This is a genomic window from Pseudoalteromonas sp. H103 (assembly GCF_001469205.1).
GTDB lineage: Bacteria > Pseudomonadota > Gammaproteobacteria > Enterobacterales > Alteromonadaceae > Pseudoalteromonas > Pseudoalteromonas carrageenovora.
Genome location: NZ_LOFG01000018.1, coordinates 81,098 through 94,445 on the forward strand (window position 1 = coordinate 81,098; position 13,348 = coordinate 94,445).

Genomic DNA, 13,348 nt, shown 5'->3' on the forward strand with positions numbered 1-13,348 from the left:
TTAATGCATTTTACTAAAGAGCGCATAAACGCACTTGAAAAACACACTCGTACTCATTTAATTAATTCACTTTCGGGCTTTAAAAGCGCCAACTTAATTGGCACGCAAGACAAACAAGGCAACACTAATCTTGCCATTGTTAGCTCCGTTATACATTTAGGTGCTCACCCGCCACTGGTTGGCATGATCATGCGCCCCAATAGCGTGCCTCGCCATACGTTCGAAAACATAATTGAAACGGGTTGTTACACTATTAACCAAGTTAATAAAGCAATTTATAAGCAAGCGCATCAAACATCGGCTCGATATGACAAAGGCGAATCGGAATTTGACGCGACAGGTTTAACGCCAGAATACCTAAATGAATTTACAGCCCCTTTTGTGCAAGAATCGAGATTAAAATACTCTGTAAAATATGTTGAGCACCAACACCTAGCCGTTAATGGCACCGAGTTGGTTATAGGTGAAATTACAGATGTGTACTTAGATGAGATAGCCCTTCAAAGTGATGGTTTTTTAGATTTACAGGCTATTGAGACTGTGGCTGTAACGGGGCTAGATAGCTACCACACTAGTAATAAATTAACACGCCTTGCTTACGCAAAAAAATAGCAAAAATGGGTATTTACGGCCATTACCACACTACATAGCTTTTTGCTTGGGCCAGCCTCATTAAAGTAATTATAAATGCGGCTGGTCGCAGATAATTGAATTTAAAAAATACATTATTCACAATGTTAAAAAATTCTAAGGAGAAGCCTATGAGCACAATCGGTGTGGGTATCAATACCCCAGAGCAAGCGCTGGCCAGTTTAAGTAATATGACCCATTCGGTACAGCCTATTCAAGCTGATGAACATATTGAGCGAATAGCAAAAGCGCAAGCTTATATGGCGGCCAATAACATAGATGCCCTTTATTTAAACGCTGGGTCAAACCTCACCTACTTTACAGGTATGAAATGGTATGCAAGCGAGCGCATGGTTGGCGCAATACTACCTGCTATTGGTGAAGTACAATACATAGCGCCTTATTTTGAAATTGGCACCCTAAATGGCTTTAAAGTGGTTGAAGGCCCAATTCATGGTTGGCAAGAGCACGAAAACCCTTACGCGCTATTTGTTAACGTATTAAAGCAACTAAACATTAATGACAATGCCACAGTAGGCATTGATGAAAGTGCGCAGTTTTTTATATTCGATGGTATTAACAAAGCGCAAAATGGCTTGAATATAATCAATGCGCAAAGCGTTACTGCACACTGTAGAATGCATAAGTCGGTAAACGAATTAGCGCTTATGCAATGCGCAATGGACATGACTTTAGCTGTACATCAAGCAACCGCAAGTATGCTTTACGAAGGTATTACCACCACAGAAGTAGAGGCCTTTATTAAAAAAGCGCATCAAAAGGTAGGTGCACCTGGTAACTATTTTTGCATTGTATTGTTTGGTGTGGCAACGTCATTCCCCCATGGTGTTAAAGATGCGCAAGTACTTAAAAAAGGCGATATGGTATTAATAGATACCGGCTGTAAAGTACACGATTACCTATCGGATATTACCCGTACTTATGTATTTGGAGAGCCCACTATGCGCCAGCGCATGTTTTGGGATCATGAAAAAGCAGCGCAAATAGCCGCATTTAACGCCGCTAATATTGGTGCTACCTGCGAAGATGTTGACGCAGGCGCTCGTCACTATTTAGCGGCTCAAGGATTGGGGCCACAGTATCAAACACCCGGCTGCCCGCATCGTACTGGCCATGGTATTGGCTTAGACATTCACGAGTGGCCCTATTTAGTAGGTGGAGACAAAACCCCACTTGCACCTGGCATGTGTTTTAGTAACGAGCCAATGCTAGTTATACCCGATGAGTTAGGCGTACGTTTAGAGGATCATTTTTATATGACCGACAACGGTCCTCATTGGTTTACACAACCGAGTTACAGTATTGACGACCCGTTTGGGCTAAACGCTTAAACCCTTTAATAAAGAGCAGCCATTAGCTGCTCTTTTTAGTTTAAGGATTGATAATACATACTTCATCCCAATATCCCTTTTATACCAAAGCAATCCTCAAAAGGATAAATATGAAAAACTTTAAAATTGATATAGTTTCAGACGTAATGTGCCCATGGTGCGTGGTAGGTTATAAAAACCTAGAGACAGCGCTTGGCCAACTTAAAGACGAAATGAGTGCAGATATTACGTGGCATCCTTTTGAGCTAAACCCTGATATGCCACTTGAAGGTCAAGATTTAAACGAACACTTAATGCAAAAGTACAACCTAAGCGAAGAGCAAGGCGATGAAAATCGTAAAAACATGTTCGAAGCAGGAAAGCGTGCTGGCTTTACGTTTAATTTTGATGGCAAACGCATCATGATCAACAGCTTTGATTTGCACCGCCTACTTACATGGGCGCGTGAAGAAGATAAGCAAACCGAATTAAAGCTTGCCATGTTTGAAGCACACTTCACCGATTTAAAATATTTAAATCAAGAAGAGGCACTGCTTGATGTAGTCGCAAGTGTTGGCCTTGATAAAGAAGAGGCCCGCAGTATTTTACACTCAGATAAATACGTTCAAACAGTACGTCAAGAGCAAGACCGCTTTAAGCAACTCGGTATTACCTCGGTACCTACATTTATTATCAACGATAAATATGCAATTAGTGGCGGACAACCAAGCGATTCGTTTATTCAAGCACTAAAACAAATTAGTGAAGAAGAGGCTAAGCAAGAAGTTTAGTTAGCTAGCAAAATTAAAGGCTGCAATATGCAGCCTCGTAGCCAAACAATGCTAATTTAAGCATTTTCAAACTCTTTATAAATTAGCCACTTTGGCAGGTAAGGGGTGTCGGGCACTTGCCAACCATGTTTATCATAGGCAAGGCTAGCCACTGCGCTTATTAGCAGAGCTACATCGCCTGTCCACGTAACTGCGCCCTCAGGTGGGTCATTGTAAAATGTATAATGTAATTCAATAGCCTTGTAGATTGCCCGTTTATAATGAGCTTCATCGTTTGATAAAAGCGCTACCCACACATCCAAATAAGGCAAGAAAAGCATGTTCACATAAGGCGCTCTAAATTCATCAACATGCTCAGGGCCTGATTTTTCCATTACCTCGCGTAATAACACTGTTTGGTCCGCGTCTTGTACAAATATATTTCGCACAAAATTTAGGAGTGCGAAGTCAAGGGCGTCAGGGTACTCAAGCCGACTTTCTTCGCATCGACAGATTAGCTCAGTCGCATCAGCATCTCTTAAACACAGGGCTAAACTTAATTGCAGTAACCAATCATCAACCATGATTAAGCGATGTTCAGAATGACCTTCTAAGCGAAATACGTGATCTTTTAAAGTAAAAATATGGCGCTGCCCGGGGTTTGACACTAAATTATAGTGCGCATGTAATAAATCTAGGCCAAAGCGCATAATAGACACGCCTTCAAGCCCTTTTTCTGCTTTTTGTGCAGTAAAGCTAACACGTATACAACTCATTGCATCTCTACTTAACCGTGCCTGCGGCTCCTCATAAATCGCGGGCTCTAGCTCGAGATAACGCTGCCACCTATTGTTATAAGTATCTAAATGAATATGAAAGGCATTTTGCAAGTTCACTAATTTATAGTGGTCATTGTGGTACTTTAAATCGCTCATAACTGAATCTTTCCAATGGTGTAATTTGTCACATCAAACGTTGGCTTTAAGCTACTACCGGTTTGAAACTTCTGCTGCACTTTGCGAAATTCAATTTTATCAGAATATTTTTCAAATGTTTGTAAAGTGTTACCTAGCGCTTGTATTTCTGCACCACATCAGCAGGTAGCACTAGCTTTTCGTCAAGCACTTGGCGTGCATTGTCTACATAGCTGCCGATATCAATGCCATCGCTGCCAAGAACTGGACTGACATTGGTACCAAACGATGACTGAGGCGAAAGCCAAGAGCCTTAATTAATCATCAATGATGCTTAATTAAAACTGCCTAAATTCATATGGCGTTCTTTATTCAAGCCACAGTGCTTATTCACACCAATCGACGTCATTATTAGATGCGTAGTCATATCTAAAGTGAGTTTAAAAAATAACAACATTTGGTTTTTTGAATAAAAAGATCAAGGAAACACAGCTGCCTGCTTGACCGGAACTTTCTAATTAGTGCCCCACTCTTTTTATTCTTTTCTGACCCTATTCTTTTCTTCCTCGGTGAATAGCCCTAAGTGTAGGCAAATCATTAAAGGTGGGTGGTTTCTTAAACTGGTCTTAAATCAACTCAGCTTTAGTGTGTTATACTTTGATGAGATACTTCAAATTATACTATTTTATAAGTCACATGGAAGAGCAACAACATTTCGATGAATTGCTATTTATTGCGAAACAAGAAAAACTAGCTAAATCTGTAAAAATACATAACGAATTTAATGATATAAATACAATTGCTGGTGTCGATGTTGCCTATAACGAACAATCATCTGAAGTTGTTGGCGCAGTTACACTACTGAATGCTGATACATTAGAAGTACTTGAAGTACAAACCAGCATTGAACCTATTAGCTTCCCTTATATTCCCGGGTTATTTTCTTTCCGCGAACTCCCACCACTTTTAAGTGCATTTAATAAACTCACAACTGTGCCAGATTTGATCGTTTGCGATGGCCATGGCCTTGCACACCCAAGACGTTTCGGCCTTGCTTGTCACTTAGGTGTCACCTTAGATATCCCCACTATAGGCTGTGGCAAGAGCAAGTTATTAGGTGAGTTTAAAGAACTTGCAAAACACCGTGGCACAACGTCTGATTTAATAGATGACGACGTGATTATTGGCAAAGTGCTACGTACGCAAGATAATATCAAACCCGTTTATGTATCCATTGGCCATAAAGTATCACTAGATACTGCAGTGAAGTGGGTGTTAAAACTAGCGTGTAAATATCGACTCCCAGAAACCACTCGCCAAGCAGACCAATTGGTTAATAGTACTTTAAAAGAGCATAGAGAAAAGACTTGTGAAAAACCATAAGTTTCACATACTCATTAATAAGTTTTATTTTCGTATGAAATATTTACCTTCTTAAAATTATCATTTCGAAAAGCAATGACTTCATCTAGCGCTAGATTAACTAAATGGTGAAAGCTTAGTTCTTCTAGCTCCAGCCAAGCATGTTTGTTAAGCTCATATAAAATATTCCTGCTAATATTTGAGACAAAAAGCGTATTAACTGGGAATTCTAACAGCGACGGCAGTAATTCTGTAAATTTTATATCCGTTACGTCTTGTAAGCTAAGTTCTATAACATTATCAGAAGGCAATTTTTTTATATCGTTAAAGCTAGTAATTTTTAGCGGTGAATTATCAACTGCAGCATTCAAACAAAAAATATCGTCAATACTTTTATAGATATATATACCACGAAGCCTGTTTTCTTTACTAAAAGCTAACTTTAAACTTCTTTTATCCTCTGCTTGAAACCTAGCTTCATAGTAAGACATCACTGAAGGCTCATTCCATTCATATTCATACTGAAGAGACCCTGCGCCATAAAATAATTCAGAGTAGCAATCATGCTTTTGAAAGTGTTGTGCCATTGCATCAGCAATCCATCCATTAACGATACAACGTACATCACACACCCATCCATAGGCAGTCTCATATACAACACCATTGAAAGGTTTGCCTTCGTGAATAAGCTGAAAATTTCCATCCCATTCTTGATCAATGGCCGCATCTAAAAGCTCAAGCCCTTTAATATCTATAAAAGGAAAATCGTAATCACCCAATATTTGACCATTAAAAAATTGCTTTTTGCTAACAACAATCCCCCTTTCAGAGAAAATAGCCACGCCCGTAAAGGGAGCTCCTTTGAAAAAGTAGGTATTATCTTGATTAACTAGCGCATCAAACACAACAAGTGGTGGAGCTTCACATTTCATTAATCAACTCTTCCTGTAATAATTTCAAACTTTTGTAATATACCAGAACAATTCATACAAGCAGGGAAATTTGTTCCTGCGTCATCGCCTTTTAACCTCACAGTTGCAATCGAAATATCTGAAAAACTAACTGTGGGGTTCTCTTTTAATATTTTATTTACTGATCGAACTTCAGCATGAAGCCCAGGTGCACCAGCTCTTCCATGAGGTATTTGAATTTCATGTTTATAAGTAAAATCTAAATATGATTTTATTTCTGTAATTAATCGCGTGCACACCAGCAGGGTCAGGTCTTGTATCTTGCCTTTTACTACAAAACGCAAGAAGAAAGACCTGGCCTATTATTTCTTGCCATGTTTGAAGCACACTTCACCGATTTAAAATATTTAAATCAAGAAGAGGCACTGCTTGATGTAGTCGCAAGTGTTGGCCTTGATAAAGAAGAGGCCCGCAGTATTTTACACTCAGATAAATACGTTCAAACAGTACGTCAAGAGCAAGACCGCTTTAAGCAACTCGGTATTACCTCGGTACCTACATTTATTATCAACGATAAATATGCAATTAGTGGCGGACAACCAAGCGATTCGTTTATTCAAGCACTAAAACAAATTAGTGAAGAAGAAGCCAAGCAAGAAGTTTAGTTATTAGCTTTATAAATAAAATTGGCTAAGTATTTCAACAATAAAACGCCCGCTAATTAATAGTGGGCGTTTTTTTACAATCCTCTATAGCTAACAACATTTAAACTTAGTTTTTAATTATAGAGATGAGCAGTCCAATACTTCCTCCTGATATAACGAACTTCAACATATCTCTATTTCTTCGTTTAAATATTTTGGCATGTAACTTGTACCTATTTATCGAGTAATGCTTTAAAGAAGACATCGGCAATATTATGCCGTCTATAAACAACATCAAAACTACCCTGCTTACTATAAGAGGCATAGTTACCTGTTTAATCATATAGGGAATGTATAATGTTAAATATTGACACTAAACTTAGCGTCTCTTCGCTAAATAAACTACAAATCCGTGATTTAAATGAAACTGAAATTTCTAGTTTTGCAGACATTCTAAAGCAAGCAAAGGAAGACTCTAATACCCCAAAGGCATTTTTAAAGTCACTCACTACTGATGAACTACAACTCGTAAAAAAAGCCAATAGCCTCGCCTCTACTATTAGTGTTGATTCATTAAGTGCCGAAGGTGCTCAAAATCTATTAAGCCAACCTGATGGCTCAGATTTGGTAGATTTAAATAATGATGGCATCGTTGAAATAGGTGAGTCTAGAAGTATACATTTCCCTCCTGTTAATGCGCCTTTGCATGTGAAAACAGCATGGAATAAAGCAACAGAGGGTTTGGATTGGGCCGAAAAAGCAAGAATTGAACTAACACTGCATTCTATGGTGTATGGATTCAATATTAACGGCTCAGGTACAAAAGAAGCACTTGCACCGGAGGAGCAATGGAACAAAACTAATATTGATGCGCTCTCTGAGTATGCTTATTCGAATTTGGAATTTAGAGTAAACTTAGAAGGTTGGAGCGATTACAATAAACAGCTCAACGATGTTTACGATAAATTTTTTACGTCTGTTTTACAGGGGGTGGCTTCATCACCAGAACGTTCATTTGTTGAATGAACAAGCAGCTCAAGTAAACTAATAAAACTTTCATAGAGATCTAATTATTATAGATAAATAAAAGTCTAAGCAAACGTATACCTATGAAGGCTGGGAATTGTAGCCTGTTAATTATTTCTCTTTCCATTAAACTTTATCATCTGCGCTGCTATAAAAGCGCTGGCACTATACATGCACTGTCTATTGTGTGTTCTTAATAAGTGTGCTGCGCGCTATTTCACTTCAAATGTCACGTAAATATTACAAAGTGCCATTAACTTCTTTCATACCGCTATTCACTCACTATTACTTAAGGGCTAACGAGTAACTAAATACGCATAAGGAGCAAGCATGGCTAAGTCAGCAACATTATATAGAATGGCAACCGATGAACATATTTGCCCATTTGGACTCAAATCAAAAGATTTACTTAAGCGAAAAGGCTATAAGGTAGATGATAAGCCGCTGACTTCGCGCGAAGAAACCGATGCATTTCAACAAAAGCACAATGTTGATACCACACCACAAACATTTATCGATAACGAACGCATTGGCGGGTATGACGACCTGCGAGCTTACTTTAATAAATCGGAGCCTGGACAACAAGGTACTACTTACACTCCCGTAACGGCCATTTTTGCTGTTACCTTATTACTTGCCTTTGCATTTAGCTACTCCACTGGCTTTACACTTTTTTCTATGCATACAGTTATGCTGTTTGTCGCGTTAACAATGGGCGTACTGGCTATACAAAAGTTGCGCGATTTATTTAGCTTCACAAACTCGTTTATCACCTACGACCTATTGGCTATGAAAGTTGTTAGGTATGCGTATGTTTACCCCTTTTTAGAAGCATTTGTGAGTATTGGAATGATAGCGGCGTTACCCGCTTATACTGTGGCACCTATTTCATTATTTATTGGCGGTGTTGGCGCAGTTTCTGTTATTAAAGCCGTTTATATAGATAAGCGTGAATTAAAATGCGCATGTGTAGGGGGCGATAGTAACGTGCCTTTAGGTTTTGTATCCCTCACAGAAAACCTATTTATGATTGGCGCAGGTGTTTGGATGTTTATTAAATAACTACTTAATACATTGAAGGCTGCAGCGTGCAACCTTTTTAGTAATTGTCAGTAAGCTTATTAAGTACGGTAAAGTACTTTTATAACATGCCAGCCAAATTTAGTTTTAACTAAATGCGGCTCTAAAATAGCGCCATTAAAGGCTATTTTGTCAAACTGTGGAACCATTTGCCCGCGTCTAAATTCGCCTAGGTCACCGCCTTTTTTACCTGATGGGCACGACGAGTATTTTTTAGCTAAGGTTTGAAACTTGGCACCTTTACCTAATTGCTTAATAATGTCTTCTGCTATTTCTTTGTGTTTAACCAATATGTGGAGTGCGTGCGCTGTACTTGCCATTTCAAAGCCCTGATAATTTAAAACGCGGCGATTTTAGCACAGCCACCTAAACCAAGCATCTACTTATAGCTAAGTTAACTTAGCCAATTATAAATAATGTTTTGCATCTTCTGAGTTGGGTACTCTGCAATACTGATATTTGCCAAATAAGGTATAGCGGTTTAAAGCAATTTTATCGTACAGCCAATTATTAGAGGTATTAGGTAAAACACTAAATGCGGTTGCTAATTTATAGGGGAAACCGAGCTGCTTTACTACTTCAAAAAAAGCATGACTTTGCGTGTACGCTTTGCCGTTTTGTAGGTAAACCATTGAGGCGTATTGTGTGGTTGAAAACCCAAAGTGAGTTAATAGCAGTGCACCTTTTGGGGATTGCACGCTGCACAGTTTAAAAATAGCATTGGTATCGTTACTAGGGCCTGTTGACCTTTCAGGATTAAATTTGTTCAATCTAGGGGCCATTTAATCGCGGCGCGAGGTTTGTAACCTAGTGGGCTAAGTAAAAACCGAGCAACAAAGAGTAAATGACCCCTAGGCAGAAACCCTTCGGGCAGCGCCTGTTTGGCATTTATGCTACGTTATCGCCTATTTATGGGGAACAACCACACTACATAGGCTCTGTCTTGCCTAATTACCAAACAGGCTGCTGCAAATTTAACCTCGAAAGATAAACAGGCCCTAATAATAAAATTACACCACGCACTACATAATTTGCATTGTGCATCGAATAATATAATTTTTTGATTACGCATTAATGTAGCCGCATCATCACTCATTTTATACCCCTTAAGCGGTTACTGCTGAACCGGCTTTTTTTGTAACTTACGCTGCAATGTGCGCCTATGCATATTGAGTTGCCGCGCAGTGGCCGACACATTACCGTTATTACTATGTAGCACTTGCTGAATATGCTCCCACTCTAAACGCTCTGGTGACATAACTGGTGTGGCAACATCACTAACATTTTGTGTATTTAAATCTGCGTTTAGGGCCTTTAAAAGCGTGGCCATATCAACGGGTTTAGTAAGGTAGTCGTTAGCGCCTAAACGCATGGCCTCTACAGCGGTGGCTATGCTTGCAAACCCTGTTAATAATACAATATACGCCTGCGGTAATAAGCTGCGAAGTGGCTTAATTAAGGCAAGGCCATTGTCGTCACCTAGTTTCATATCGAGCAAAATAAAATCTGGTAAGTGTTTATGTGCACTGAGTAATGCATCACTTTGGTTATGCGCAACTTCACAACTAAAGCCTTGTTTTGTTAAACGCCGAGCTAGTGTACTGGCGAGGTTTATATCGTCTTCAATTATAAGTAATTTCATATAAGTGGTTGCTCATTATTTGCTATGGCTAATTTTACTTTAGCCACTGCCCCGCCACCAGCATGATTATACAAAGTTAGCGAGCCGTTTAGTCGCTCAAACGTTACATTAGAAAGCAATACTGCAAGCCCCATACCTTGGCTGCTAGGCATAAGTTGCCCGCCAAGCTCTGCTAATTGTGATTGGCTAAAACCGCTACCAAAATCACGAATTAGCAAATATACACATTCACTGTGTTGATTATCTTGCTGCCAGCTTAGCTCTAACTGGGTTTTGTTATTTTTTTGATTTGCAATACATGCATTTTGTAGCAAATTGAGAATAGCAGGCAATAGCATTGCATCACTTTTTAAGGTGGCTGCTATTGGCTCACTTAACCAATTAATGTGCTGATCAGGGTATTGCAGTAATAATGTATCGGTGATCTGCTTTTGTAGCTGGTTTACTGTAATGTGCTCGGTGGTATTTTTATTACGAAGCTGAGCAGAGAGCTTTCTAAAGTCGTTTAATTGCGTAGCACATTGATTTAGTGGCGTTCGCATTTGCACAACGACAGGGTTATTTGGTTGCTCTTCTAAAAGCTCTTCAAATAATAATTGTAAGTTAGCGATAGGTGTAGCGAGTTGATGTGTTATTTGCGCCGCTGCGCCATCTAGGCTTACCAGTTGCTCGTTGCGTAATTGTTTTTCGCGAGCTTTGGCTATTGTACGTTCGCGTTCTTTTAATGCTCTACTCATAGCGCCAATAACGAGGGCGATTACGCTTGCGCTTAAAACAAAATTTACCCACATGCCTATAAAGTGCCCGCTCATATTCATTTGATGCATACTGTGATCGGGCATTCTAATTAATAAAAAGCTATAGGCGGCAATAGCAAGAACCGCTATATAAGCGAGTCCTTTTTCACGCAGCGTTACAGCTGCAATCATTATAGGTAATAGCAGTAACGACACAAACGCATTGGTTGCGCCACCACTTAGTGAAAGCAAAATAGTTAAAAATAATACGTCAGCAGTGAGCTGCATTAACATGCCAACTGGGCGAGCTTGGCTCACATTTCGATAGGCAAATACGCTCACTAATTGAAATATAGCCTCTATCGCTATTACCACTAATAAAGGCAATAACGCTATTTGGTGCTCTAATAAAAAATACACGCTCAGTACAGCAATTAACTGCACAACAATAGCGCCACTGCGAAGCATTAAAAGGCGACTGATAGTAGGATCGGTTTGCATAAACAAGGTGCGGTTTACCTATAAAATTTAAAACGTTAATAAAAGCAGTTAATCATCATCCATTGATATGGTAAATAGCGCACACGGCGTTCCTTGATGAAATACCATTTTCCATTGTTCGTTGCTTTTTCGCCAAAGCGACATACGTAGAGAATAATTAAATTCACTCCTGGCTGAGCGCCTATAAGCAGCTTGATAACTAATTTGTGCTACATCATCGCTAAGCATTCGCCCTTTAAAGTGCTGATTATAAAACTGTGGCACAACTTCAGTAGGTAAGCGGGTAATTACATGGTGTTTATCGAACACAGTGCCATTAGCTGCAATTTCAATAAATTCATCATCGAGCAAGGCATTTAATGCATCCCTTGATTGGCGTATATCTGGGTCTAATAATTGCCGCTCAGAATCTATTAAATGATTAAATAACGACGCTTTAATTTTGCTACTCATGCACTTCCCTTTTATCAGTACAAACTTAAATTAATAATACCTTTATTTGCTTTAAATTCGAACGGTTATATTGATAAATGCCCCGCTTATGAATCAAAAATTGCACTAAATTAAAACTTTAAGGGACAAAATAGGGTAATAACTTCTCTTAAAGAGCAATTTTTGGTATAACTCCCCAACTAGAAATACATGTCAGACCACCTTTTAAGAGAACACACTATGTCTTACGCACATATCACTGGTTGGGGTAAATGCATTCCACCAGCAAGCATTAGCAACGATGAAATTAGCGAAATAGTTGATACCAATGATGAGTGGATCACCACACGTACAGGTATAAAGTCTCGAAGAGTTAGTCATGTAAGTACCGCTGAACTTGCAACCGTTGCTGCAAAGCACGCCATAGATTGTGCAGGTATTGACGCAAAAGATATCGATTTAGTTATTTTAGCAACGTGCACCCCCTCTACCGTAGTGGCAAATACAGCCTCTTTGGTGCAAAAAAATATTGGGGCTACAGGTGCTGCAGCTATGGACACAAATGCTGCGTGTTCTGGTTTTTTATATGCCCTTCAGGCTGCTACCGCACAAATTCAGGCGGGTATGATTAAAAAAGCCGTGGTTATTGCTGCTGAGCGCATGACTTGGTATGTAAACTGGGCACGCCGTGACAGCGCAGTATTATTTGGTGATGGTGCAGGTGCAGTAGTACTTGAAGCCGCAGACACACCTGCTGGCCTACTTGGTACTAAAACCGGTTGCGACAGCGAAGACAGAGATATTTTACATATCACCAACTTTGGTAGTGATTTAAATAAATATGAGCCAATTGGTCCATCTGACTTACTGTTTGAAGGCCGTGAAATTTTCAAACGTGCTGTTAAAGGCATGAGCGAAGCGTGTGATGATGTATTAACGCAAGCCAATTTGAGCCTTGATGACATAAACGTATTAGTGCCACACCAAGCTAATTTACGTATTATTCAGGCAATTCAGCATCGTTTAAAAGTACCTGATGAAAAAGTAATGGTAAATATTGCTGACTACGGTAATACGTCGGCCGCAACCATTGCTATTGCGTTGTGTGAAGCTGTTGAAAAAGGGCTAATTAAACCACACTCAAATATTATGTCGGCAGCGTTTGGCGCCGGTTTAACGTGGGCAGCAAGCTACATAAAATGGGGCGAGCGTGTAACACCTATTAAAGTAAGTGATGCAACCTTACCACCTTGTGAGCTAACAGGCCTTGAGCTTGTAGCCCCAGCAGTTAAAGCATGTAAAGAAGCTGAGCCAAGCTAAAAACACATGTAATAAGCCATACATAAAACGCACTTTTTAAGTGCGTTT

At 39.5% G+C, this 13,348-nt stretch carries 15 protein-coding genes and 1 pseudogene; 8 read left to right on the plus strand and 8 right to left on the minus strand.

Translation table 11 applies throughout. The features are described from left to right. Window positions 1-3: 3 nt before the first annotated feature. From ATS74_RS15975 to ATS74_RS15985, 3 genes are all read left to right on the plus strand, one after another. A complete protein-coding gene (locus ATS74_RS15975; protein WP_058549866.1) occupies window positions 4-612 on the plus strand; it encodes a flavin reductase family protein in 609 nt (202 codons plus the stop codon). 149 nt (window positions 613-761) lie between these two features. Next, window positions 762-1,982, plus strand: a complete 1,221-nt coding sequence (locus ATS74_RS15980) for a M24 family metallopeptidase (protein ID WP_058549867.1) — start codon at window positions 762-764, stop codon at window positions 1,980-1,982. 110 nt (window positions 1,983-2,092) lie between these two features. Further along, window positions 2,093-2,752: a DsbA family oxidoreductase gene (locus tag ATS74_RS15985; protein ID WP_058549868.1), complete on the plus strand. Its 660-nt coding sequence runs from the start codon at window positions 2,093-2,095 to the stop codon at window positions 2,750-2,752. Window positions 2,753-2,808: 56 nt separating this feature from the next. Here the strand turns inward: ATS74_RS15985 and ATS74_RS15990 are convergent, their stop codons facing one another. Beyond that, window positions 2,809-3,666, minus strand: coding sequence for an immunity 49 family protein (locus tag ATS74_RS15990; RefSeq protein ID WP_058549869.1), 858 nt, complete (start codon window positions 3,664-3,666; stop codon window positions 2,809-2,811). 675 nt (window positions 3,667-4,341) lie between these two features. On the opposite strand from ATS74_RS15990, the gene nfi reads away from it, so the two are divergent. Continuing rightward, window positions 4,342-5,028, plus strand: a complete 687-nt coding sequence (gene nfi, locus ATS74_RS15995) for a deoxyribonuclease V (protein ID WP_058549870.1) — start codon at window positions 4,342-4,344, stop codon at window positions 5,026-5,028. A 14-nt stretch (window positions 5,029-5,042) separates the two neighbouring features. Here nfi and ATS74_RS16000 read toward each other — a convergent pair whose 3' ends face one another. Beyond that, the gene (locus ATS74_RS16000; RefSeq protein WP_058549871.1) at window positions 5,043-5,939 is read right to left on the minus strand and encodes a hypothetical protein; all 897 of its coding nucleotides are present in this window, start codon (window positions 5,937-5,939) and stop codon (window positions 5,043-5,045) included. Beyond that, window positions 5,939-6,262 carry a YwqJ-related putative deaminase gene (locus tag ATS74_RS16005; RefSeq protein ID WP_082660659.1) on the minus strand — a complete coding sequence of 108 codons (324 nt, stop codon included), beginning with the start codon at window positions 6,260-6,262 and terminating at the stop codon, window positions 5,939-5,941. The genes ATS74_RS16000 and ATS74_RS16005 overlap by 1 nt, the downstream gene beginning before the upstream one ends. 18 nt (window positions 6,263-6,280) lie before the next feature. On the opposite strand from ATS74_RS16005, the pseudogene ATS74_RS16010 reads away from it, so the two are divergent. The 3 genes and pseudogenes from ATS74_RS16010 to ATS74_RS16020 form a co-directional block, all read left to right on the plus strand. Further along, window positions 6,281-6,583 (plus strand): annotated as a pseudogene (locus tag ATS74_RS16010) (DsbA family oxidoreductase); the annotation flags it as partial. Window positions 6,584-6,919: 336 nt separating this feature from the next. After that, entirely contained in the window at window positions 6,920-7,588 is a 669-nt protein-coding gene (locus ATS74_RS16015) for a hypothetical protein (protein WP_058549873.1), read from the plus strand. Between the two features lie 330 nt (window positions 7,589-7,918). After that, window positions 7,919-8,650: a MauE/DoxX family redox-associated membrane protein gene (locus tag ATS74_RS16020; RefSeq protein WP_058549874.1), complete on the plus strand. Its 732-nt coding sequence runs from the start codon at window positions 7,919-7,921 to the stop codon at window positions 8,648-8,650. Window positions 8,651-8,709: 59 nt separating this feature from the next. On the opposite strand, the gene ATS74_RS16025 is transcribed toward ATS74_RS16020, so the two are convergent. From ATS74_RS16025 to ATS74_RS16050, 5 genes are all read right to left on the minus strand, one after another. Continuing rightward, a complete protein-coding gene (locus ATS74_RS16025) occupies window positions 8,710-8,988 on the minus strand; it encodes a peptidylprolyl isomerase (protein WP_004588770.1) in 279 nt (92 codons plus the stop codon). A gap of 87 nt (window positions 8,989-9,075) precedes the next feature. Then, complete coding sequence (locus ATS74_RS16030; protein ID WP_235592024.1) at window positions 9,076-9,438, minus strand: thiol-disulfide oxidoreductase DCC family protein; 363 nt, start codon at window positions 9,436-9,438, stop codon at window positions 9,076-9,078. A 344-nt stretch (window positions 9,439-9,782) separates the two neighbouring features. Continuing rightward, on the minus strand, window positions 9,783-10,310 hold the full coding sequence (locus tag ATS74_RS16040; protein ID WP_029771697.1) for a response regulator transcription factor: 528 nt from the start codon (window positions 10,308-10,310) through the stop codon (window positions 9,783-9,785). Then, window positions 10,307-11,548, minus strand: coding sequence for a HAMP domain-containing histidine kinase (locus tag ATS74_RS16045; RefSeq protein ID WP_201023034.1), 1,242 nt, complete (start codon window positions 11,546-11,548; stop codon window positions 10,307-10,309). Before ATS74_RS16045 ends, ATS74_RS16040 begins: the two co-directional genes overlap by 4 nt. Before the next feature lie 48 nt (window positions 11,549-11,596). Then, entirely contained in the window at window positions 11,597-12,001 is a 405-nt protein-coding gene (locus ATS74_RS16050) for a nuclear transport factor 2 family protein (RefSeq protein WP_058549878.1), read from the minus strand. Between the two features lie 219 nt (window positions 12,002-12,220). Here ATS74_RS16050 and ATS74_RS16055 point away from each other — a divergent pair, with 219 nt between their 5' ends. Then, a complete protein-coding gene (locus ATS74_RS16055; protein WP_058549995.1) occupies window positions 12,221-13,300 on the plus strand; it encodes a ketoacyl-ACP synthase III in 1,080 nt (359 codons plus the stop codon). The last annotated feature ends 48 nt before the right edge of the window (window positions 13,301-13,348 follow it).

Excerpts from the sequence above, each read along its gene's own strand:
- nfi (WP_058549870.1), top strand. The coding sequence starts at position 4,342 with ATGGAAGAGCAACAACATTTCGATGAATTGCTATTTATTGCGAAACAA.
- ATS74_RS16000 (WP_058549871.1), bottom strand. The coding sequence starts at position 5,939 with ATGAAATGTGAAGCTCCACCACTTGTTGTGTTTGATGCGCTAGTTAAT.
- ATS74_RS16015 (WP_058549873.1), top strand. The coding sequence starts at position 6,920 with ATGTTAAATATTGACACTAAACTTAGCGTCTCTTCGCTAAATAAACTA.
- ATS74_RS15990 (WP_058549869.1), bottom strand. The coding sequence starts at position 3,666 with ATGAGCGATTTAAAGTACCACAATGACCACTATAAATTAGTGAACTTG.
- ATS74_RS16045 (WP_201023034.1), bottom strand. The coding sequence starts at position 11,548 with ATGCAAACCGATCCTACTATCAGTCGCCTTTTAATGCTTCGCAGTGGC.
- ATS74_RS16055 (WP_058549995.1), top strand. The coding sequence starts at position 12,221 with ATGTCTTACGCACATATCACTGGTTGGGGTAAATGCATTCCACCAGCA.
- ATS74_RS16020 (WP_058549874.1), top strand. The coding sequence starts at position 7,919 with ATGGCTAAGTCAGCAACATTATATAGAATGGCAACCGATGAACATATT.
- ATS74_RS16040 (WP_029771697.1), bottom strand. The coding sequence starts at position 10,310 with ATGAAATTACTTATAATTGAAGACGATATAAACCTCGCCAGTACACTA.
- ATS74_RS15980 (WP_058549867.1), top strand. The coding sequence starts at position 762 with ATGAGCACAATCGGTGTGGGTATCAATACCCCAGAGCAAGCGCTGGCC.
- ATS74_RS16025 (WP_004588770.1), bottom strand. The coding sequence starts at position 8,988 with ATGGCAAGTACAGCGCACGCACTCCACATATTGGTTAAACACAAAGAA.
- ATS74_RS15975 (WP_058549866.1), top strand. The coding sequence starts at position 4 with ATGCATTTTACTAAAGAGCGCATAAACGCACTTGAAAAACACACTCGT.
- ATS74_RS16050 (WP_058549878.1), bottom strand. The coding sequence starts at position 12,001 with ATGAGTAGCAAAATTAAAGCGTCGTTATTTAATCATTTAATAGATTCT.
- ATS74_RS15985 (WP_058549868.1), top strand. The coding sequence starts at position 2,093 with ATGAAAAACTTTAAAATTGATATAGTTTCAGACGTAATGTGCCCATGG.